The 21,106-nt window shown below is 64.2% G+C and carries 22 protein-coding genes; 11 read left to right on the top strand and 11 right to left on the bottom strand.

Annotated features, from left to right (window positions below):
• Positions 1 to 139: 139 nt before the first annotated feature.
• Positions 140 to 934, top strand: a complete 795-nt coding sequence (locus ACE3N6_RS02245) for a thymidylate synthase (RefSeq protein ID WP_374243542.1) — start codon at positions 140 to 142, stop codon at positions 932 to 934.
• 77 nt (positions 935 to 1,011) lie between these two features.
• On the top strand, positions 1,012 to 1,512 hold the full coding sequence (locus ACE3N6_RS02240) for a dihydrofolate reductase (RefSeq protein ID WP_374243541.1): 501 nt from the start codon (positions 1,012 to 1,014) through the stop codon (positions 1,510 to 1,512).
• A gap of 70 nt (positions 1,513 to 1,582) precedes the next feature.
• Here ACE3N6_RS02240 and ACE3N6_RS02235 read toward each other — a convergent pair whose 3' ends face one another.
• The 4 genes from ACE3N6_RS02235 to apbC all read right to left on the bottom strand — a co-directional run bounded on the left by ACE3N6_RS02235 (position 1,583) and on the right by apbC (position 5,916).
• Positions 1,583 to 3,826, bottom strand: coding sequence for an Orn/Lys/Arg decarboxylase N-terminal domain-containing protein (locus ACE3N6_RS02235; RefSeq protein WP_374243540.1), 2,244 nt, complete (start codon positions 3,824 to 3,826; stop codon positions 1,583 to 1,585).
• 112 nt (positions 3,827 to 3,938) lie between these two features.
• Entirely contained in the window at positions 3,939 to 4,508 is a 570-nt protein-coding gene (gene dcd / locus ACE3N6_RS02230) for a dCTP deaminase (protein WP_153161481.1), read from the bottom strand.
• 131 nt (positions 4,509 to 4,639) lie between these two features.
• Positions 4,640 to 4,828 carry a hypothetical protein gene (locus ACE3N6_RS02225; RefSeq protein WP_374243539.1) on the bottom strand — a complete coding sequence of 63 codons (189 nt, stop codon included), beginning with the start codon at positions 4,826 to 4,828 and terminating at the stop codon, positions 4,640 to 4,642.
• Positions 4,825 to 5,916 (bottom strand): iron-sulfur cluster carrier protein ApbC, encoded by a 1,092-nt coding sequence (gene apbC / locus ACE3N6_RS02220; RefSeq protein ID WP_374243586.1) that lies wholly within the window; start codon positions 5,914 to 5,916, stop codon positions 4,825 to 4,827. The genes ACE3N6_RS02225 and apbC overlap by 4 nt, the downstream gene beginning before the upstream one ends.
• A 221-nt stretch (positions 5,917 to 6,137) precedes the next feature.
• Here apbC and metG point away from each other — a divergent pair, with 221 nt between their 5' ends.
• From metG to ACE3N6_RS02195, 5 genes are all read left to right on the top strand, one after another.
• Positions 6,138 to 8,291: a methionine--tRNA ligase gene (metG, locus tag ACE3N6_RS02215; protein ID WP_374243538.1), complete on the top strand. Its 2,154-nt coding sequence runs from the start codon at positions 6,138 to 6,140 to the stop codon at positions 8,289 to 8,291.
• A 51-nt stretch (positions 8,292 to 8,342) separates the two neighbouring features.
• Positions 8,343 to 8,624 carry a hypothetical protein gene (locus ACE3N6_RS02210; RefSeq protein ID WP_374243537.1) on the top strand — a complete coding sequence of 94 codons (282 nt, stop codon included), beginning with the start codon at positions 8,343 to 8,345 and terminating at the stop codon, positions 8,622 to 8,624.
• A gap of 206 nt (positions 8,625 to 8,830) precedes the next feature.
• The gene (locus tag ACE3N6_RS02205) at positions 8,831 to 10,516 is read left to right on the top strand and encodes a SulP family inorganic anion transporter (protein ID WP_374243536.1); all 1,686 of its coding nucleotides are present in this window, start codon (positions 8,831 to 8,833) and stop codon (positions 10,514 to 10,516) included.
• The gene (locus tag ACE3N6_RS02200; RefSeq protein ID WP_374243535.1) at positions 10,500 to 10,793 is read left to right on the top strand and encodes an acylphosphatase; all 294 of its coding nucleotides are present in this window, start codon (positions 10,500 to 10,502) and stop codon (positions 10,791 to 10,793) included. Before ACE3N6_RS02205 ends, ACE3N6_RS02200 begins: the two co-directional genes overlap by 17 nt.
• Positions 10,794 to 10,932: 139 nt before the next feature.
• On the top strand, positions 10,933 to 13,380 hold the full coding sequence (locus ACE3N6_RS02195) for an EAL domain-containing protein (RefSeq protein WP_374243534.1): 2,448 nt from the start codon (positions 10,933 to 10,935) through the stop codon (positions 13,378 to 13,380).
• On the opposite strand, the gene ACE3N6_RS02190 is transcribed toward ACE3N6_RS02195, so the two are convergent.
• The gene (locus tag ACE3N6_RS02190) at positions 13,367 to 13,633 is read right to left on the bottom strand and encodes a WbuC family cupin fold metalloprotein (protein ID WP_374243585.1); all 267 of its coding nucleotides are present in this window, start codon (positions 13,631 to 13,633) and stop codon (positions 13,367 to 13,369) included. The two genes, ACE3N6_RS02195 and ACE3N6_RS02190, sit on opposite strands and share 14 nt — an antisense overlap.
• An 828-nt stretch (positions 13,634 to 14,461) precedes the next feature.
• Here ACE3N6_RS02190 and ACE3N6_RS02185 point away from each other — a divergent pair.
• The 3 genes from ACE3N6_RS02185 to ACE3N6_RS02175 all read left to right on the top strand — a co-directional run bounded on the left by ACE3N6_RS02185 (position 14,462) and on the right by ACE3N6_RS02175 (position 16,939).
• Entirely contained in the window at positions 14,462 to 15,172 is a 711-nt protein-coding gene (locus ACE3N6_RS02185) for a hypothetical protein (RefSeq protein ID WP_374243533.1), read from the top strand.
• Positions 15,173 to 15,217: 45 nt separating this feature from the next.
• Positions 15,218 to 15,988 carry a hypothetical protein gene (locus tag ACE3N6_RS02180; RefSeq protein ID WP_374243532.1) on the top strand — a complete coding sequence of 257 codons (771 nt, stop codon included), beginning with the start codon at positions 15,218 to 15,220 and terminating at the stop codon, positions 15,986 to 15,988.
• A gap of 324 nt (positions 15,989 to 16,312) precedes the next feature.
• Positions 16,313 to 16,939: a hypothetical protein gene (locus tag ACE3N6_RS02175; protein ID WP_374243531.1), complete on the top strand. Its 627-nt coding sequence runs from the start codon at positions 16,313 to 16,315 to the stop codon at positions 16,937 to 16,939.
• A 203-nt stretch (positions 16,940 to 17,142) separates the two neighbouring features.
• Here the strand turns inward: ACE3N6_RS02175 and ACE3N6_RS02170 are convergent, their stop codons facing one another.
• The 6 genes from ACE3N6_RS02170 to ACE3N6_RS02145 all read right to left on the bottom strand — a co-directional run bounded on the left by ACE3N6_RS02170 (position 17,143) and on the right by ACE3N6_RS02145 (position 20,696).
• On the bottom strand, positions 17,143 to 17,397 hold the full coding sequence (locus ACE3N6_RS02170; protein WP_374243530.1) for a Txe/YoeB family addiction module toxin: 255 nt from the start codon (positions 17,395 to 17,397) through the stop codon (positions 17,143 to 17,145).
• Positions 17,394 to 17,645, bottom strand: a complete 252-nt coding sequence (locus ACE3N6_RS02165) for a type II toxin-antitoxin system Phd/YefM family antitoxin (protein ID WP_284189380.1) — start codon at positions 17,643 to 17,645, stop codon at positions 17,394 to 17,396. The genes ACE3N6_RS02170 and ACE3N6_RS02165 overlap by 4 nt, the downstream gene beginning before the upstream one ends.
• 87 nt (positions 17,646 to 17,732) lie before the next feature.
• Positions 17,733 to 19,427: an AAA family ATPase gene (locus ACE3N6_RS02160; protein WP_374243529.1), complete on the bottom strand. Its 1,695-nt coding sequence runs from the start codon at positions 19,425 to 19,427 to the stop codon at positions 17,733 to 17,735.
• A complete protein-coding gene (locus tag ACE3N6_RS02155; protein WP_374243528.1) occupies positions 19,424 to 19,792 on the bottom strand; it encodes a hypothetical protein in 369 nt (122 codons plus the stop codon). Before ACE3N6_RS02155 ends, ACE3N6_RS02160 begins: the two co-directional genes overlap by 4 nt.
• Positions 19,789 to 20,106: a thiosulfate sulfurtransferase GlpE gene (locus ACE3N6_RS02150; protein ID WP_374243527.1), complete on the bottom strand. Its 318-nt coding sequence runs from the start codon at positions 20,104 to 20,106 to the stop codon at positions 19,789 to 19,791. The genes ACE3N6_RS02155 and ACE3N6_RS02150 overlap by 4 nt, the downstream gene beginning before the upstream one ends.
• Before the next feature lie 29 nt (positions 20,107 to 20,135).
• Positions 20,136 to 20,696: a flavodoxin gene (locus tag ACE3N6_RS02145; RefSeq protein WP_374243526.1), complete on the bottom strand. Its 561-nt coding sequence runs from the start codon at positions 20,694 to 20,696 to the stop codon at positions 20,136 to 20,138.
• A 124-nt stretch (positions 20,697 to 20,820) separates the two neighbouring features.
• Between ACE3N6_RS02145 and ACE3N6_RS02140 the strand changes: the two genes are divergently transcribed.
• Positions 20,821 to 21,075 (top strand): hypothetical protein, encoded by a 255-nt coding sequence (locus ACE3N6_RS02140; RefSeq protein ID WP_374243525.1) that lies wholly within the window; start codon positions 20,821 to 20,823, stop codon positions 21,073 to 21,075.
• Positions 21,076 to 21,106 lie beyond the last annotated feature (31 nt).

Here is a 21,106-nt window from a genome sequence, read left to right as displayed (position 1 = left end):
CGATATTTCACGATCAAGCATGTTAGCACAAAGGTGTTTTTTTCAGGCCAGCCGCCGACGCCCCGCCCGACAACCGGCGATTCCGCCGCAGACCGGCAGACGGTACACTTGCGCCCTTTCGATCCAGCTCATTGCCTCCATGCGCCAGTACCTCGAACTCATGCGCCACGTAGCGGAACTCGGCCACCGCAAGGACGACCGCACCGGCACCGGCACCCTCTCGGTCTTCGGCTGGCAGATGCGCTTCGATCTCGCCGAAGGCTTTCCGCTGCTCACCACCAAGAAGCTCCACACCCGTTCGATCATCCATGAGCTGCTGTGGTTCCTGCGCGGCGACACCAACATCAAGTACCTGAAGGACAACAAGGTCTCGATCTGGGACGAGTGGGCCGACGAGAACGGCGAGCTGGGCCCGGTGTACGGCAAGCAGTGGCGCCGCTGGGAAACCGCCGACGGCCGCAGCATCGACCAGATCGCCCAGCTCATCGAGGCGCTCAAGAAGAACCCGGACTCCCGCCGCCACATCGTGTCGGCCTGGAACCCCGGCGAGATCGAGGGCATGGCCCTGCCGCCCTGCCACGCGCTGTTCCAGTTCTACGTGGCCGACGGCAAGTTGAGCTGCCAGCTCTACCAGCGCAGCGCCGACATTTTCCTGGGTGTGCCCTTCAACATCGCCAGCTACGCGCTCCTCACGATGATGGTGGCGCAGGTGTGCGGCTACGAACTGGGCGATTTCGTGTGGACCGGCGGCGACTGTCACCTCTACGTGAATCACCTGGAGCAGACCCAGCTCCAGCTCTCCCGCGAGCCCCGTGCCCTGCCATTGATGCGCATCAACCCCGAGGTGAAGGACATCTTCGCCTTCACCATCGACGACTTCACCCTCGAAGGCTACGACCCGCACCCCCACATCTCCGCACCGGTGGCCGTATGAGCACTTCCGCCCGGCCGCCCGAAGGAAGTGCTCATTCCTCCCTTGGGGAGGATGCCGCGCAGCGGCAGGAGGGTCATATGCGCAAGCCCGTTCTCGCCCTCATCGCTGCCCACGCCCGCGGCCGCGTGATCGGCATCGACAACCGCCTGCCCTGGCACCTGCCGGAAGACATGAAGTTCTTCCGCGAGACCACCCGCGGCAAGCCGGTCATCATGGGCCGCAAGACCTGGGAATCCCTGCCCGACGCCTTCCGCCCCCTGCCCGGCCGGACCAACATCGTGGTAAGCCGTAACGCCGGCTACGACGCGCAAGGCGCCACCATGGTGGGCAGCCTGCCCGACGCGCTGATTGCCGCCGGTGACGCGGACATCGCCTTCGTGATCGGTGGCGCCGAGCTTTACTGCCAGGCCTTGCCCATCGCCGACCGGCTCTACCTCACCGAGATCGATGCGGATTTCGCTGGCGACGCGTGCTTTCCGGACTTCGCCCGGGACGACTGGCGCGAAGCCCAGCGCAGCTCGCAGGTCGCCGCGTCGGGCCTCAAGTTCGCCTGGGTGACCTACGAGCGGAACCGGTAACCGCCCCACCCGACGCCGACAGCAAAACGCCGCGGAACCCGCGGCGTTTTTGTTTTGAGGACGACGACGATCAATCCCGCACGCAATCCACGTAGTAGTGGATGCGGCCGTCCTTCACTTCCTTCACGAGGCCATGCACGTCGGTCTCGAAGCCCGGGAAGCGTTCGTTGAACTCGCGGGCGAACTGCAGGTAGCGCACCACCGTCTTGTTGAAGCGCTCGCCCGGGATGAGCAGGGGGATGCCCGGCGGGTACGGGGTGAGCAGCACGCTGGTGACGCGGCCTTCGAGTTCGTCGATGGCGACGCGCTCGATCTTGCGGTGAGCCATCTTGGCGAAGGCGTCGGCCGGTTTCATGGCCGGAATCATGTCCGAGAGGTACATCTCGGTGGTGAGGCGGGCCACGTCGTTGGCGCGGTACACCGCGTGGATGTCGCGACACAGGTCGCGCAGGCCGACGCGCTCGTAGCGCGGGTTCTTCTGGACGAACTCGGGCAGCACCTTCCAGAGGGGCTGGTTCTTGTCGTAGTCATCCTTGAACTGCTGCAGCTCGGTCACCATGCTGTTCCAGCGGCCCTTGGTGATGCCGATGGTGAACATGATGAAGAAGGAGTACAGGCCGCACTTCTCGACGATCACGCCGTGCTCGGCGAGATACTTGGTGACGATGGCCGCCGGGATGCCGCGCTCGGCGAACTCGCCGTCCACGTCCAGGCCCGGGGTGATGATCGTGGCCTTGATCGGGTCAAGCATGTTGAAGCCGTCGGCCAGCTGCCCGAAACCGTGCCAGCGCTCGCCCGGGTTGAGCATCCAGGCTTCGCGCTCTTCGATGCCTTCTTCCGAGAGGTCGTCCGGCCCCCACACCTTGAACCACCAGTCGGCGCCCCACTCTTCGTCCACCTTGCGCATGGCGCGGCGGAAGTCGAGGGCTTCGGCGATGGATTCCTCGACCAGCGCGGTGCCGCCGGGCTCTTCCATCATCGCCGCGGCCACGTCGCAGGACGCGATGATCGCGTACTGGGGGCTGGTGGAGGTGTGCATGAGGTAGGCCTCGTTGAACACGTCCCGGTCGAGGTGGCTGTTCTCGGCGTCCTGCACGAGGATCTGCGAGGCCTGCGACAGGCCCGCCAGCAGCTTGTGGGTGGATTGGGTCGAGAACACCATCGACTCCTTGCAACGCGGGCGGTCGGCGCCGATGGCGTGGTAGTCGCCGTAGAAATCGTGGAAGGCGGCGTGGGGCAGCCAGGCTTCGTCGAAGTGCAGGGTGTCGATCTTGCCGTCCAGCTCCTCCTTGATGGCCTCGACGTTGTAGAGCACGCCGTCGTAGGTGGACTGGGTGATGGTAAGCACCCGCGGCTTGGCGGTCTTGTCGGCGATGAAGGGGTTGGCGTCGATCTTCTTCTGGATACTTTCCCAGTTGAACTCGCTGCGCGGGATCGGGCCGATGATGCCGAAGTTGTTGCGGGTGGGCATCAGGAAGACCGGGATCGCGCCGGTCATCATGATGGCGTGGAGCACCGACTTGTGGCAGTTGCGGTCCACCACCACGATGTCGCCCGGCGCCACGGTGGAGTGCCAGACGATCTTGTTGGACGTGGAGGTGCCGTTGGTGACGAAGTACAGGTGGTCGCAGTTGAAGATGCGCGCGGCGTTGCGCTCGGACGCGGCCACCGGGCCGGTGTGGTCGAGCAGCTGGCCGAGTTCTTCGACCGCGTTGCACACGTCGGCGCGCAGCATGTTCTCGCCGAAGAACTGGTGGAACATCTGGCCGACCGGGCTCTTCAGGAAGGCCACGCCGCCGGAGTGACCCGGGCAGTGCCACGAGTACGAGCCATCCGACGCGTAATGCGTGAGTGCGCGGAAGAACGGCGGTGGCAGGGATTCGAGGTAGGCCTTGGCTTCGCGCACCACGTTGCGGGCGATGAACTCGGGCGTGTCCTCGTACATGTGGATGAAGCCGTGGAGTTCGCGCAGCACGTCGTTGGGGATGTGGCGCGAGGTGCGGGTCTCGCCGTGCAGGAAGATCGGGATGTCGGCGTTGCGCATCCGGATCTCGCTCACGAAGGCGCGCAGATCGGCGATGGCCTTTTCGGCGGCCTCGGGCGAGGAGAACTCTTCGTCATCGATGGACAGGATGAAGGCCGAACCGCGGCTCTGCTGCTGGGCGAAGGACGACATGTCGCCGTAGCTGGTGACGCCCAGCACCTGCAGGCCCTCGTTTTCGATGGCTTCCGCCAGGGCGCGGATGCCCAGCCCGGACGTGTTTTCCGAACGGAAGTCCTCGTCGATGACGATGACCGGAAAATTGAAGCGCATGCTCGACTCCTCGATGCCCGATTTGAGTTGGGGCGGATCAACAAAAAGCGTTGGGCGGACCCGCGTGGCTGCGCATGGTCCGCCCCTTGTTCAAGTTTAGCTGCCTAGTATTTCAGATTTTCGGCAGGGTCACGCCGGTCTGACCCAGATATTTACCGCCGCGATCCTTGTAGGAGGTGGCGCAGGTTTCATCCGACTCGAAGAAAAGCATCTGGGCCACGCCTTCGTTGGCGTAGATCTTGGCGGGCAGCGGCGTGGTGTTGGAGAACTCCAGGGTCACGTGGCCTTCCCACTCGGGCTCGAGGGGCGTCACATTGACGATGATGCCGCAGCGCGCGTAGGTGGATTTGCCCAGGCACACCGTGAGCACGCTACGCGGGATGCGGAAGTATTCAACCGTGCGGGCCAGCGCGAAGGAGTTCGGCGGGATGATGCACACGTCGCCGGTGAAGTCCACGAAGTTGCGCTCGTCGAAGTTCTTGGGATCGACGATCGTGGAGTTGATGTTGGTGAAGATCTTGAACTCGTTGGCCACGCGCACGTCGTAGCCGTAGCTCGAGGTGCCGTAGGAGACGATCTTGCCGCCTTCGTTCTGGCGCACCAGTTCGGGGGCAAAGGGTTCGATCATCTTCGCATCGCCTTCCGCCATGCGGCGAATCCACTTGTCCGACTTGATGCTCACGCTGGCTGCCCCTGCACAAAAACGCGCATTCTACATCCAGCGCGCAGGAAATTACGGCCAAATGCGTGACGGCGGCCACGCGACCGCCGTCACCGCAAAACCCTGGACGATCCGCCCGGCGGGCAGACGACTTACTTGCCGGCCGGCTCGTCGTCCTTCACCACGTCGTAGATGCCCTTGCCGACCTTGAAGGGCACTTTGACCACTTCGACGCCCACATCCACGGCGGTGCCGACCACGGTGCCCACCACGCAGCCGGACAGCCCGGCGGCAAGCGCCGCCGCCAGGGCAGCGCGCATCACGACATTGAGTTTGCTCACGTATTCTGGACCACGATGTTGGGGAACTTGTGGCTCATGTCCTTCGCCCGTTCGGCGATGGCGATGGCCACCTTGCGGGCGATCCCCTTGTAGATTTCAGCCACCCGGCCATCCGGGTCGGCCACCACGGTCGGCACGCCGCTGTCCACTTCCTGACGGATCTGGATGTCCAGCGGCAGCGCGCCCAGGAAGGGCACGCCGTAATCCGCGCACATGGTTTCGCCACCGCCGGTGCCGAAGATGTGCTCCTCGTGCCCGCACTTCGAGCAGATGTGGATGCTCATGTTTTCCACGATGCCGATGATGGGCACGCCGACCTTCTCGAACATCTTGAGGCCCTTGCGGGCGTCGAGCAAGGCGATATCCTGGGGCGTCGTGACGATTACCGCACCGGTCACCGGCACGGTCTGGGAGAGGGTGAGCTGGATGTCGCCGGTGCCCGGCGGCATGTCGATCACGAGGTAATCCAGATCGTGCCAGTTGGTTTCCTTCAGGAGCTGGTTGAGGGCCTGGGTGGCCATCGGGCCGCGCCACACCATCGGGGTCTCCACATCGACCAGGAAGCCGATGGACATCACCTGCAGGCCGTGGGCCTCGAGGGGCTCCATGGTCTTGCCGTCGTGGCTTTCGGGGCGCTCGCCGCCGATGCCCAGCATCTGGGGCTGCGACGGGCCGTAGATGTCGGCGTCGAGCATGCCGACCCTGGCACCCTCGGCCGCCAGCGCGAGGGCCAGATTGACCGCGGTGGTGCTCTTGCCCACGCCGCCCTTGCCGGACGCCACGGCCACGATGTTCTTCACCCCGGGCAGCAGCTTCACGCCCTGCTGCACCGCGTGGGCGACGATCCGGCTGAACACGTTGGCGCTCACGTTGCCCACGCCCGGCACGGCCTTCACCCGCGCAATCACCGCCTGGCGGATCGCATCGATCTGGGTCTGCGCCGGGTAGCCCAGCTCGATGTCGAAGGACACGTCGGCACCGCTGACGCGCAGGTTCTTCACGGCACGGCTCGAAACGTAATCCTTGCCGGTGTTGGGGTCGGCATATTGCCGGAGGCTGTCGAGGACGCTTTGTTCGGTGAGGCTCATGATGTGGGGGGCCGGCGTGCGGCGAAAAAGGAAGGACAAGGGGTGGCGATCCCGGCTGGACCGGCGCGCTGCGGCGCACCAAATCCGAGTAATTTAGTCCAGTTTACCCAAAAGCGCGCTGCAGGTTAAGGGCGTCGACCGGCGCGCGCCGTGCCGGACGATGCCCGTCCGGCTTTGCTAGAATGGGCAGTTTACAAATAAATCCGTCCCAGGCCCCACCCATGAGCACCCCGCGCAAGATCCTCGTCACCAACGCCCTCCCCTACGCCAACGGCGACATCCACCTTGGCCACCTGGTGGGCTACATTCAGGCCGACATCTGGGTGCGCTACCAGCGCATGCGCGGCAACACGGTGCATTACGTCTGCGCGGACGACACCCACGGCACGCCGGTCATGCTGCGCGCCGAGAAGGAAGGCCTGACGCCCGAGCAGCTCATCGACCGCGTGCACGGCGAGCACAGCCGCGATTTCCGGGATTTCGGCGTGGCCTTCGACAACTACCACTCCACCCACAGCGCCGAGAACCGCTGGTACGCGGAAGACATCTACACCCGCCTGCGCGACGGCGCGAAGCTCATCGACACCCGCGCCATCGAGCAGTTCTACGATCCGGTGAAGGAGATGTTCCTGCCGGACCGCTTCATCAAGGGCGAGTGCCCCAAGTGCGGCGCGGCCGATCAATACGGCGACAACTGCGAGGCCTGCGGCGCCGCCTACGCGCCCACCGAACTCAAGAACCCGTACTCCGCCGTCTCCGGCGCCAAGCCGGTGCTCAAGACCTCCGAGCACTACTTCTTCCGCCTCTCCGACCCCAAGGCCGTCGAGTTCCTGCGGGACTGGACCCAGGGCACCACGCCCGACGGCGCCCGCCGCCTGCAGCTTGAAGCCGCCAACAAGATGAAGGAATGGCTGGGCGAAGCCGGCGAGAACAAGCTCTCCGACTGGGACATCTCCCGCGACGCGCCCTACTTCGGCTTCGAGATCCCCGGCGCGCCGGGCAAGTACTTCTACGTGTGGCTGGACGCGCCGATCGGCTACTTCGCCAGCTTCAAGAATCTCGCCGCCCGCAACGCCGACATCGACGTGGCCGCCTTCACCGAGGCCGGCCCGGCTGCCGCCACCGGCACCGAGATGATCCACTTCATCGGCAAGGACATCCTGTACTTCCACGCCCTGTTCTGGCCGGCGATGCTGCACTTTGCCGGCTACCGCACGCCCACCCAGCTGTGCGTCAACGGCTTCCTCACCGTCGATGGCGCCAAGATGAGCAAGAGCCGCGGCACCTTCATCACCGCCCGCAGCTACACCGAACAGAAGCTCAACCCCGAGTGGCTGCGCTACTACTTCGCCGGCAAGTCCAACGGCACGATGGAAGACGTCGATCTCAACCTCGACGACATGATCGCCAAGGTCAACTCCGATCTGGTGGGCAAGTTCGTCAACATCGCCAGCCGCTGCGCGGGCTTCATCGCCAAGCGGTTTGACGGCAAGCTCGCCGCCCACGACCCGGCCTTCGGCCTCGACTGGAACATCGACGAAGTCACGGCCGCCTTCGAAACCCGCGACTACAGCCGCGCCCTGCGCAAGATCATGGAGTTCGCCGATCTGGCCAACGGCTACGTCAACGATAACAAGCCGTGGGAACTCGCCAAGCAGGAAGGCCAGGACGCCCGCCTGCACGTGGTGTGCACCACCGCCATCAACATCTTCAAGGCCCTCACCGGCCTGCTCAAACCCGTGCTGCCGACCCTCGCCAGCCAGGTCGAAGCCTTCCTCAACATCGAAGCGCTCACCTGGAGCAACCTGCTCGCCCCGCTGCCCGCCGGCCACACCATCAACGCCTACAGCCACCTCATGACCCGCATCGAGCGCAAGCAAGTGGACGCCCTGCTCGAAGCCAACCGCGAATCCCTCGCCCCCGCCGCCGACACCAAGCCGGCCAAGGACGCCAAGGCCGCCCATTCCGAGCAGCGCCACGCCCAGCACCAAGCCCACGCCGCCGCCACCGAAGCCGCCAGCGCCGACGCGTTCGAGCCCTTCATCTCCATCGACGACTTCGGCAAGGTCGACCTGCGCATCGCCAGGATCGTCTCCGCCGAGCACGTCGAGGGCGCCGCCAAGCTGCTGCGCCTGCAGCTCGACATCGGCGAGGAGAAACCCCGTCAGGTGTTTGCCGGCATCAAGAGCGCCTACGACCCGGCCACCCTGGTCGGCCGCCTCACGGTGATGGTCGCCAACCTTGCCCCGCGCAAGATGAAGTTCGGCATGTCCGAAGGCATGGTGCTGGCCGCCTCCGACACCACTGGCGAAAACCCGGGCCTGTTCATCCTGTCCCCCGACGCCGGCGCCCAGCCCGGCATGCGCGTCAAGTGACAACTTGATGTAAGCCCACTGTCAGCCAGCGCTTCTAAATTTTTGCCTTCCATGCAAGCCAACCGTTCTCCGCTCCCGCGTCTCACCCTGGCCTTCTGGGGCTGGGCGCTGCTCGACCTCGTCGGGGTGCTGATCCTCGCCATCGGCGCCGCCTGGCTGATGGAAGGGCGCGCCTCGATCCTGCCGGGCTTTCCCGCCACCGCGATGCACGCCTGGGCGTGCGTCGCGATCGGCGGCGGGCTGCTGTTCGTCGCGGCGGTCAAGATGCTGGTGGAGGTCATGCACGCGACCTCCCGCCAGAATCGGGCCGCCAACGACGCCAAGTTCTCCTGACCCGTCGCCCATGCCCACCAGGAAAACCACGGCTCCCCACCACGTTTTCCTGGCCCCTGCCGGCGGCCACCCCGCCCCCCGCCGCGACGGCAGCCTGAGCGCCCGCAAGCGCTGGATCATCCAGCACCGCACCGGGCCGGGCTCCCCCCCTCCGCAAGCCGCGTCTGCCGACGCACCCCGTCTCACCCCTCAATTGCGGAGGCCCCATGAAGTTCTCCTTCCACCCCAAGCTCCTCGACACCCTGCCGGGCTACGACAGGGCCCAGTTCGGCCGTGACCTCTCCGCCGGCCTCACCGTCGGCGTCCTCGCCCTGCCCCTGGCCATGGCCTTCGCCATCGCCTCCGGCCTCAACCCCACCGCCGGCATCTGGACGGCCATCGTCGCCGGCTTCCTGATCTCGGCCCTGGGCGGCTCCCGGGTGCAGATCGGCGGCCCCACCGGCGCCTTCATCCCCATCATCTACGGCATCGTCGTCGAGTACGGGGTGCAGAACCTGCTCGTCGCCACCATGCTGGCCGGCGCCATGCTGGTGGCGATGGGCGCCTTCCACCTGGGCAGCCTGATCCGCTTCATCCCGAAGACGGTGGTGGTCGGCTTCACCAACGGCATCGCGGTGGTGATCTTCCTCGCCCAGATCAAGGATTTCCTGGGCCTCCGGATCGACCACCTGCCCGGCGAATTCTTCGGCAAGATGAAGGCGCTGATCGGCCACCTGGACACCGTCGACATCCCCACCGTCACGCTATCGGTCGCCTCGGTGGCGGTGCTGCTGTCGTGGAACCGGCTGGCCCGGCACTTCAAGCCCCTGGCCCGGCTGCCCGGCCCGCTGGGGGTGCTGGTGGTCGCCACCGTCGCCAACGCCCTGTTCCAGTTTCCGGTCGAGACCATCGGCAGCCGCTTCAACGGAATTCCCCAGGAGCTGCCGGGCATCGCCCTGCCCGCCCTGTCCCTCGAGACCCTCGGCAAGCTCATCTCCCCCGCGCTCACCATCGCGCTCCTCGGCGCCATCGAGTCGCTGCTCTCCGCGCGGGTGGCCGACGCCACCATCGAGGACCGCCACGACCCCAACCAGGAACTCATCGCCCAGGGCATCGCCAACCTGGCCGCGCCGCTGTTCGGCGGCTTTGCCGCCACCGGCGCCATCGCCCGCACCGCCACCAACGTGCGCACCGGCGGCCGCAGCCCGGTGGCCGGCATGATCCACGCGCTGGTGCTCTTGGCGGTGGTGCTGGTGTTCGCGCCCTTCGCCACCCACATCCCGCTCGCCACCCTGTCGGCCATCGTGGTGGTGGTCGCCGTCAATATGGGCGAATGGCACGAGTTCCGCGGGCTGCGGCGCTTCTCCCTCACCTACCGCACCACCCTGCTCACCACCTTCTTCACCACGGTGCTGTTCGACCTCACCCTGGCGGTAGAGCTGGGCATGGTGCTGGCGGCCCTGTTCTTCATCTACCGGATGTCCAACCTCACCCGCATCGAGCGCCTGCCCCTCACCGAGCTGTCGATGCTGCCGAACTTCCTCTACCCCGACGGCTCCCCGCGAGTGGTGGCCTACTCCATCTACGGCACGCTGTTCTTCGGCGCCATCAACAAGCTCGAGACCCTCCTCGACCCGGCCCAGCGCCACCCCGAGGTGGTGATCCTCGAACTCAACCACCTGGTCAGCCTCGACACCACCGGCCTGGAGGGCCTCGAGAGCCTGTGCAAGAACCTCCACAAGCACGGCTGCGCCCTGCTCCTGTGCAACCTCAACCCCCAGCCCGAGTCGCTCGTCGTCCGCTCGGGCTTTGCCGACGAGATCGGCCCCAACAACATCTGCGGCGACATCTACGGCGCCCTCGCCCGCGCCCGCGACCTGCTGCCCCGTTTCATCGATGAAGACAACCTCTGAGCCCATCGCCCGCCGCCTGCGCATCCACGGCCTCGTGCAGGGCGTGGGCTACCGCAACGCCCTCCAGGCCCAGGCCGCCCGACTGGGGCTCGCCGGCTGGGTGCGCAACCGCCTCGACGGCACCGTCGAAGCCCTCGTCGCCGGCCCGCCCCAGGCGGTGGACGCCCTCGTCGCGTGGTCCCGCCGGGGCCCGTCGGCAGCCCGGGTGGAACGCGTGGCCACCGAAGCTGCCGATCCGCCGACCCACGCCACTTTCGTACGCGAAACAACGTGCTAAAGCCGGGCCGACTCGTGCCGAAATGGTCCTAGAATGCATTTGGCAACGATTCTCCTTTCGCCCGACGAACCGACCGGACCGCTGACTCACCGTGCCCACGCCCTTTGCCCCTCAACCGGCCGACAACCGGGACAGCTCCATGTCCCTGTTCGACCATCTGCCCGCGCTGATCTGGCGGTCCGGCCTGAACGCGAAGTGCAACTACTTCAACCAGACCTGGCTCGCCTTCACCGGCCGCAGCTTTGAGGAGGAGTACGGCGACGGCTGGACGACCGGCGTCCACCCCGAAGATTTCGACCGCTGCGTGCGCACCTATCTCGAGCACTTCGCGGTGCGCACCCCCTTCGAGATGGAGTACCGCCTGCGCCGGCACGACGGCGAATACCGCTGGATCATCGACACCGGCCGCCCGATCTTCGACACCGGCGGCGAGTTCGTCGGCTACATCGGCTCCTGCCTCGACATCACCGACCGGCGCAACACCGAAGCCGAACTGCGCGAGCGGGAAACCCGCCTGGGCACCCTCCTCGCGTCGATGGGCGAAGGCGTGGTGATGCGCGATGTGGACGGACGCCTGCTGGCCCACAACGTGGCCGCCTGCGAGATCCTCGGGCTCACCTCCGAGCAGTTGAGCGAGTGGCGGCGGGTGGAGGAGCGGATCACCTACCTCGACGACGACGGCAACCCCATCAGGGCCAGCGACACCCCATCGGCCCGCGCCCTTCGCGCCGGGCTGCCCCAGGCCGGCATGCTCGGCATCGACCGCGCCGACGGCAGCCGGCGCTGGCTGTGGAGCAACGCCGTGCCCCTGTTCGAGGACGACGACCCCACCGGGCGGGTACGCGGCGTGGTCACCACCGTCGCCGACATCACCATCCGCCGCGCCCACGAAGAGCAATCGCGGCTTGCCTGGACGGTGTTCCAGAACAGCGTCGAAGCCATCATCGTCACCGACGCCCAGGAGCGCATCCTGTCGGTCAACCGGGCCTTCACCGAGGTCACCGGCTACACCGCCGAAGAAGCCATCGGCCAGACCCCCCGCCTGCTGCGCTCCGGCCACCACGACAAGTCCTTCTACGAGGCCATGTGGCGGGACATCGACATCATGGGCTTCTGGCAGGGCGAGATCCACGACCGGCGCAAGAACGGCACCTTCTACCCCTCGTCCCTGTCGATCAGCGCGGTGCGCAACAAGGTCGGGCGGGTCACCCACTACGTGGCGGTGCTGTCGGACATCACCGAGCGCAAGGCCTCCGAGGCGCGCATCGCCTTCCTCGCCCAGCACGACCCCCTCACCGGCCTGCCCAACCGCACCCTGCTGCGCGACCGCCTCGACCAGGCCCTCGCCAACGCCACCCGCCACGGCACGCGCATCGCGCTGATGTTCCTCGACCTGGACCGCTTCAAGACCATCAACGACTCCCTCGGCCACATGACCGGCGACCGCCTCCTCCAGGGCGTCGCCCAGCGCCTCACCAGCTGCGTGCGCGAGACCGACACGGTGAGCCGTCAGGGGGGCGACGAGTTCCTGATCGTCCTCACCGACGTGGACGTGCCCGACGACGCGGCGCGGGTGGCAGAGAAGATCCTGGGCCTGCTGCAGGCCCCCTTCGACGTGGACGGCCAGCAGCTGGGCACCTCCTTCTCCATCGGCATCGCCCTCTACCCCGAAGACGGCGACTCGGTAGAGGTGCTGATGAAGAACGCCGACACCGCCATGTACCACGCCAAGGAGAGCGGCCGGAACACCTACCGCTTCTTCGACGAGGCGATGAACATCAACGCCCTGGAGCGCCTGCACCTGGAGAACGGCCTGCGCCACGCCCTGGCCCAGCAGGAGTTCCAGCTCTACTACCAACCCCAGGTGGACCTGGCGAGCGGGCGGATCATCGGCATGGAGGCACTGCTGCGCTGGTTCAGCGGGGTGATGGGCGGCATCCCGCCGGCACGCTTCATCCCCCTGGCCGAAGAGTGCGGGCTGATCGTCCCGATCGGCGAATGGGTGCTGCACACCGCCTGCCGGCAGGCCGCAGCGTGGCAGGACGCGGGCTATCCACCGATCCCGGTGGCGGTGAATCTGTCGGCGCTGCAGTTCCGGCGCAGCGACATCGTGGCCACCGTGGCCGCGGCGCTGACCACCGGCGGCATCGACGGGCGCTGGCTGGAGCTGGAACTCACCGAATCCCTGCTGATGCAGTCCGGCCCCGACATCCTGACCACCCTGGGGCGGCTCAAGGCCCTGGGGGTGCGCCTGTCCATCGACGACTTCGGCACCGGCTATTCGAGCCTCGCCTACCTCAAGCGCTTTCCGGTCGATCGGCTCAAGGTGGACCAAAGCTTCGTGCGCGACCTGACCGACGACCCCGACGACGCCACCATCGTCCGGGCAATCATCCAGTTGGGCCACAACCTGCACCTGGACGTGATCGCCGAGGGCACCGAGACCCCCGAGCAGATGGCCTTCCTGCTGAGGGAAGGCTGCGCGGCAGCCCAGGGCTACCTGTTCAGCCCGCCCCTGCCGGCAAAGGCCGTCACCGGGCTACTGGAAGCCGGCAGCCTGCCCGCCACCCCGATCAGGCCCCTCTGACCGCCACGACCATGCCCGCCAGGCAATCGACAACCCCCGGCTCGCCCTCCGCCGGGGCCCACTGCCCCCATTCGGCAGCCACCGGCACCGCGTAGGGGCCGGCCTTGATCTCGATGAACACCGTGCCGCTTTCAAGCGCCACGATGCTGCGGAACACCCCGGGCGGCACGTGCAGGCCGATCGACCCGGCCGCCGGCACCAGCGCGCGCACCGCCAGCACCGCACCGTCGGCGTCGAACACCAGCGCCCCCAGCCGCCCCCTCAGGGGACGATGTTCTCGGACTTGTTGGGGTCGAGGTGACAGTGGGGCCGCACGGGCAAGTGCGACGCGTCAATCCGCCGCGCAACCCATGATGTGCACGTCTGCAACGACGATGTTGCACGCCCAACATCAACAACCGGCCCGCCAAACCTTTATGTTGGGCCGCCAACATAAACAGTTCACCGCGCTAACCCTTATGTTCACGTCGCAACATAAGGGTTTCGGCCGTCAACATAAACAGTTGACGCACCAACATGAAGCATTGGGCCGTCAACATAAGGGTTAGCGTCGTGAACAGAAAGGTTACGCGACTCAACATAAGGGTTGCGCCGGTCAACATGAGGGTTGCGCAGGCCAACATGAGGGTTAGCGCCCCAAACATGAACACTGACGCATCCGGCATCAGCACGATGGCCAGCAACGACAGGATCGCCCGGGCAACATCCCCTTCACGCCCCATCAACAAGGGCGCCCGCTCCCACGACGTCACCGAGCCCACCAAGCCGGGCAGGCTTGGTTGCGCGCACGGCTTCAGGAGATCGACACCATGCTTGCGGGCTGAAGCGGCACGCAGTAGATTGACACGGCATACGACACGGGGCGCAAGACTGAACGAAGCCACCCGCTGCAGGGGCAAGGATGGGGCCTCGCTGTTACTGCAGCGAAGGGGCTAAGGGTGATAGGCGACAGGGTGACGCAATTGATTCGGCAGTACTTCATTGAAAACAGTCGGTTAGAAGAAATTCGCAGGGTAGACGACAGTCTTCTACCCTGTGGGACGCGACATTTGTCGGCCACTTCACGTTGAGGGCTTATAGAGTGAACTATCTACTCACGCCACTCGACCAGCACTTCGATCTCGGATTCGGGTCTGTCGCAAACTCTTTCAAGCACGCCGCTGACTCAGTGTTGTCGTCGCAGTCTGAATCGCCGAGCCTGAATGCGCACCTTCCTGCCAGCTTTCTCTACCGCCACTCGATCGAACTGTTTCTTAAGTCGGGCATCATCATATTTCACAGAAAGTTCCAAATACCATTTGATCAAGAGCCCTTCGACGGCGAACCCAAGGTTGTGGTCGGCACCAAATGGAAACCCATGTATTCCGTCCACGGAGTGCAAGACCTCTACACCTACTTTCGCAGCCTTCTGTCGGGCCACGCTGAGTACTTGGAAAAACACACTAGCACTAACTGGGAGTTTCCGCCCGAACTTGATGGTTGGGTTTCGGAAATCGAGGCCACCGACTCAACAAGCACATTCTTTCGCTATCCCGTAACAAAACACAAAACCCAAGACGCGAACAAATCGGTCCATCGCGAAAGCAACGTCGACAAAGTGCTTTCTCAACTTGAAAAGGGAGCCAAACCAGTGAAGGTTTTTCTAGTCGTTGGCGCCAGCGACGAAATTTTGAAGACATTCACGTTTAATGACGAACTCGCCAAGGCCATGACCAGCATATTAAGAGACACCGCCAATCTCTTCTACGGTTGCCACGCTGCGCTTCGCGGGGAACTCACCGGTGGCTGGTAACCCCGCTCCCAACCCGATCTACAACTACTTAAATACAGGAACCACATGGCCACTTGTTTCGTAATACAACCATTTGATGGAGCCAAGTTCGACAAGCGATACACCGACATATACAAACCCGCAATTGAAGCTGCGGGCCTTGAGGCATATCGAGTGGACGCGGACCCTGGCGTACAAGTCCCAATCGACGCCATCGAAAAAGGCATTAAGCAGGCCACCATTTGCCTGGCTGACATCACAACAGACAACCCAAATGTGTGGTACGAACTTGGCTTTTCCTTCGCCTCAAAACGCCCTGTTGTAATAGTTTGCTCGGAAGAGCGGCCCGGAAAAAAATACCCTTTCGACATCCAACACAGAAGCATCATTCCTTACCAAGCCGACTCACCAAGCGACTTTGAAAAGCTTAAATCTAATCTTACGGCTAAGCTAAAGGCACTGCTACAGCAAGATGCCGTGCTCAACGAAATCGCCGAAGCTGACCCCATCTCTCCAGTAAGCGGCCTATCGCAACCTGAAATTCTTGTTCTGGCAGTTATCGCCGGCGAAGCATATATGCCTTCGTATTCCGCCCAAGTCTCGACCATCAAGAGAAGTGCAGAAAGGGCAGAAATAACTGGAATGGGATTTAACGTTGCTGTACGGAGATTGCTGAACAAAAATTTCATAATGGAGGCTGAAATCTGGAACGACATCGACGGCGAGGGCTACCCTGGCTTACGAATCACTGATGAAGGCTGGGCTTGGATTGACGAAAATGAAAATCACTTTATCCTTTCCCGCACTGAGAAATCCGAGGACGACATACCGTTCTAAATTCAAGAAAACTGGCCCACAAACTAACGAACTGATCGCCATGCTCGATGAGCTCGTTTCCGTTCTCGAAGTAAATGTAGGTCGGGTTGGCGCAGCGTAACCCGACAATCCCCTAAACCCGCCGCGGGCACGGATGAAAAATTCTATACGGTTGACGACCCATGGGGCATGCCGCAAATCTGGCGGTGGGATGTCGGGTTACGCCCTGACGGGCTAACCCGACCTACAACTACTGGTCGGAGCGACGCCACCCGACAACAACGTTTACGACGCCACTAAATAGTTTTGCATCACCCAGCTAGAACACATTGAAGGGATCCGACTATGGGTCTATTTAAATCTCAGGGAACTAAAACGGCGAAAGTCTATTGGGCACGCAACTGGGACGAGCGACTGTACAAAGCCCTTTTTGCTCACACGACGGAAATGAATCTAAAGCTTGGCCACCACTTCGGCTGCCTATTAAACAAACGATCTTCAAAGATTGATTTACACGTTTCACCAGTCCCCATCCACACATACCAGGGAACATTTCGGCTTTGGCTAAACGAAACAGAACACTGCGAAATCCCGTTACAAGTCTCTTTTGAAGATAGTCACAACCACTACGACGTATTTATAAACGGTTATACCTTAGGCTGCTTTTCCTTCTATGGACAAATATTAGGAGATCGCCCCCACGCGGCCATGACCATCATTATTCGGAACGAGGCGGGGCTTTCTGATCACGTAGCAAAGCTGTTTGCTGAAATAAAAGCCGCAGGTGGAAACGGTCTAAGTATTGGGTGGTCAGCCATTCTGAAAGATATGGTTGGCTTGAGCGCCGAGCAAGTTTGGGGAAATTGGAAAGAACATATCGAATTTAATCATGACGAAAAGGGAACTACAGCATTGCCTGTTGGACGGCAGCTCTTTTCACTTGAAAGCCTTTCATTTGAGGCTGAGCTGTAAGAAGCTGGTCGAGACAGCGCTGTCGCCATTCGGGGGAGCTTGACGGGATCTACGCCAGGACAGGCCGCCCGTCGATCCCGCCAGAGCGCCTGCTCAAGGCCCAATAGCTCAGATTGAGCAACCAACTCCGGGAATGAGGTCTTGAGAAGTCAGACAGCGAGAGGTCGTGCTGGCCTGGGCTCTCGGGGTTTTGCATCGGGCTGCTAATAGTGATACCTCAACTGCGCAATCAGCAGCGCATCCCCATCCACCTTATAAACCATCCGATGCTCGTCGGTGATCCGCCGGGACCAGTAGCCGGCCAGCGCGTGTTTCAAGGGCTCCGGCTTGCCGATGCCGGAGAAGGGTTCGCGCTGGGTTTCCTTGATGAGCGTGTTGATGCGCTCCACCATCCGCTTGTCCTGCTGCTGCCAGAAGAGGTAATCCTCCCAGGCGGCGTCGGCGAAGATCAGTCTCATTCGGCCAGCTTTCGTTCGCTTCCTTGCCCGGCGTTGAGTTGCTCGGTTGCGGCCAGCAGGCGTCTGGCGTTTGCGGGGCTGCGCAGCAGGTAGGCGGTTTCTTCAAGGGCCTTGAAGTCTTCCAGCGAGAGCATCACCACCGACTGCTGGCCGCCGCGGGTGATGATGAGGGGTTCGTGGTCGTTGCACACGCGGTCCATCGTGGTGGCGAGGTTGGCGCGGGCGGCAGAGTAAGAGATGGCGTCCATGTGTTGGCTCCGGAGTTGTACGTAAAAATGTACATTCCTCACTCTCCCCTGTCCAGCGCTTGCCGGCAATTGCCCTTGACGTCTGGCCTACCCCACCTCCATCGCCCTGAACACCGCACACCTCCGAAACACCCCCTCCTCCGCCTCAACCCCCTTCTGGCTGCAGTATTTCCCCACCAGCTTCGCCAGCCCCTTGATGTCGCGGCCGGATGCCTGCGGGAAGATGTCCGGTAGCCGCTCCAGCAGTTCCGGCGCGATCTGCAGACCGAACTGTTCCGCCATCACGCCCCAGATCTTGCGGCGGTCTTCTCGGCTGGGCGGATGGAAGCGGATGAGGGCGATGCAGCGGGAGACGATGGCTTCGTCGATGTCGTCCACGCGGTTGGTGGTGAGGAAGAGCAGGCCGTTGAAGTATTCGAGCACGCGCAGGAAGACGCCGACGACGGCGTTCATGGTGATGTTGTCGTCGCGGCGCTTGATGTAGACGTCGGCTTCGTCGATGAGCATCACGGCGCCCCAGCGCTGGGCGCGGGTGAGGACGTCCTTGAGCACGGTTTCCATCGCGGCCACGTTGAGGCCCAGCTGGCCGGAGTGCACGCGGTAGAGCGGACGGCGGATGATTTCGGAGTACACCTCGGCGGTGAGCGTCTTGCCCACGCCCGGGGGGCCGGCGCACAGCACGGTGGTGCCGCCGCTCTTGCCGGCCACGATGTCGTCCATCAGCACGTCCATTTCGGCGGTGAGGATGTCGATGAGGTCGGTCTGCTCGGGGGGCAGCACCAGCTTGTCCTTCAGCTCGGGCTGGTAGGCGTAGGGCTGCATGTCTTCCACATGCACCCACACGTAGTGGTGCAGATCGAGGTGGAACATCAGGATGAAGAAATGCACCGGCAGCTCGGTGAACAGGCCCTTGCCGATGCTGGCCTGGGCGTCTTCCACCTCGGCTTCTTCCTTGCCCGACAAGCGCGCGCCGCGCATCACCCGGCGGACGAACTTGGCGAGGATGTCGCCGGTGGCGTCGAGCGCCAGCACCCGTTCGCCCAGGATGCTCTCGTCGTTCACCAGCCGCGCGGGCGATCCGGTGGATGAGAGGATGATCTGGTCCTTGCGGGAGTAGTCGGTGTCCCGGTGGGTGGCGGTGGGGTTCTCGGCAAACCAGCCCACGCCGGTGCCCGAGAACTGCGCGCCGTACTGCCCGCGCCAGTCGAAGTAGCGGGCGGCCATCTCGTCGTAGCTGGCGAGGAGCGCCGGGGTTTCCTTCACGTAGCCCTTGGCGGCGAAGACTTCGGCGATGGTGCGCCCGGCGATGTCCGGCCCGGTGATGCGCAGGGTGGTGGCCGCAAGGCGGGCGCGGGAGTTGGCTTTCAGCTCCACGAAGATCTTGCCGCTCTCTTCTTCGGAAGGCGGGGTGAAATCCAGCCGCGTGACCACGTAGGCCAGCGGCTTGCCGTTGATGCCGGCCGAAAACACCCAGCCGCGGCTGGCGTCTTCGGCCAGGTAGCGGGCGATGGCGGGCACGGCCATCTCCAGCTCTTCGGGCTCGAAGCGCCGCCCGCCGCCGGCCAGCGCGTGGCGCAGGGTGGCGATCTGCGCGGCCTTGGCGCGGTCTTCGGCGTCGCCGGCGCGGTAGCGGGTTTCGAGCAGATCCAGCTCGGGCGCTTCGAGGGTGTGGAAGGGGATCTCCACCCGATGCCCGAAGCGGAGCTGCTCGCGCACCGGGTCGAGCCGGGGGAAAGCGGCCATCATGGCTTCGATGTGGGCCTGTTCGATCTGCAGCTTCATGCGTCGGCGTCCTCTTCTTCAAGCCCGGCGAACAGGCCTTCGGCCCGGATCATGGCCTTGAAGGCCTTCATCACGGGGCGCGACAGCGTGGTTTCGGCGAGCACGCGTTTTTCGTAGATGAAATCCCGCAGCGCCTCGCCGCCGGGGGCGCGGGCCTGGGCGATGAGCGCGTGCAGGTCGTCGCCAAAGCGCTGGCCGGGGCGGTGCTTCACGGCGTCGTAGAGCACAGCCATCACCCGCTTGTCGGTCTCGCTCATCTTGCATTTGCCGTCGAGGATCTTGAGCATCACCGTGGTGGCGCAATCCACGTCGCCGGGCGTGAGGGGATGGGCGGCCACCCAGGCGGTCACGTTGTCGATGCTCATGCCTCGGTTGCGGCGAAGGCCGTCTCCAGCGCCGGGTAGCCGCCGTCGATGCTGAACACCCGGGTGAAGTGGAAGTCGGCAAACATCTGGGCGTAGGTCTTGCTGGCGTTGCCGTGGTAGCAGTAGATGAGCACCGGCGCGGCCTTATCGAGGCGGCGCGTCCAGGCAAAGAAGCGGTCTTCGGCGAGATGGGCGGCGCCGTCGATGTGGGCGCGCCGGTAGCTCGCCAGGTCGCGCACGTCGAACAGCGCCACGCCCGGCTCGACGCGGATGAGCGCGACGGCTTCGGCGGCAGGGATGCAGTGGTAGGTCATGGGGTTTCCTTCAGATCGGGCGGCGGCGCTCAGGCCGCCGCGGTGGTCTTCTCCTGCAGCAGGGGCTTGACCTGCGCCAGCCAGGTGTCGATGCGCTCGTCGGTGAACATGCCTTGGGTGCGCTGGTCGATGACGAGGCCGACGAAGCGCCCATCCACCGCCGCCGCGGAGTGGGCGAAGGTGTAGCCGTCGGTCGGCCAGTCGCCGACGATCTCGGCGCCCCAGCCCTTGAACACGGTGTAGAGCGCGAACAGCGAGCTGCAGAAACGCTCCGAGTAGCGCTCCTGGGCGCCCAGGCCGAAGAAGGCGATGCGCTTGCCGCTGAGGTCGGGCGCGGTGTCGAACTTGGCGAGGAACTCCGCCCAGTTGGGCTCGAAGCAGCCGGAGATGCCGTTGCCGGGGATCTCGCCTTCGCCGTAGCTGGGCGTTCCCAGGATCAGCGCGTCGTACTGCAGCATCTCGGCCGGGGTGATGCGGTTCACGTTGATCGGCTTGTCGCAGATGTCCTCGCCGATCTTCTTGTGCAGCTTCTTGGCCACCAGGCGGGTGGTGCCGGTTTCGGTGCCGAAGAAAAGGCCAATCTTGTTCATGTTCGCTCCTGCGCGTTTATCGGACGGGGTGGCACGCCTGTTGCACGCCACCGTTCAAGACCCCGGCGGCTGTCGCTTTGCCGACACCGCCGGGCACATTCAAGCCAAGCCCACGGAGCCCGCCATGCCAGCCACCACCATCGACCACAAGGGCAACCCCGTCGCCATCGGCGACCCGGTGCGCGTCCTCGCCATCACCCTCGACCCCGATCTGGACGAGGACGAACTCATCATGTTCGAGGACATGGTGGGCGCCGTCTGCGAGGTGGAACGCATCGACCCGGACGGCACCGCCTGGGTGGCCCTGTGGTGGAACGGCGACGAAGGCACGCTCACCACCCAGGTGGGGCTGTCGCCGGCGCAGATGGCGCGGGTCTAGCGCCTGGGCTGCGGGCCGGGCGAGCACCCGG

Origin of the sequence: Zoogloea sp., from assembly GCF_041904905.1 — a bacterium.
In the GTDB taxonomy this organism is placed as follows: Bacteria; Pseudomonadota; Gammaproteobacteria; order Burkholderiales; family Rhodocyclaceae; genus Zoogloea.
Note: the sequence above shows the minus strand (reverse complement) of the source record. Positions and strands in the feature narration are given on the sequence as shown.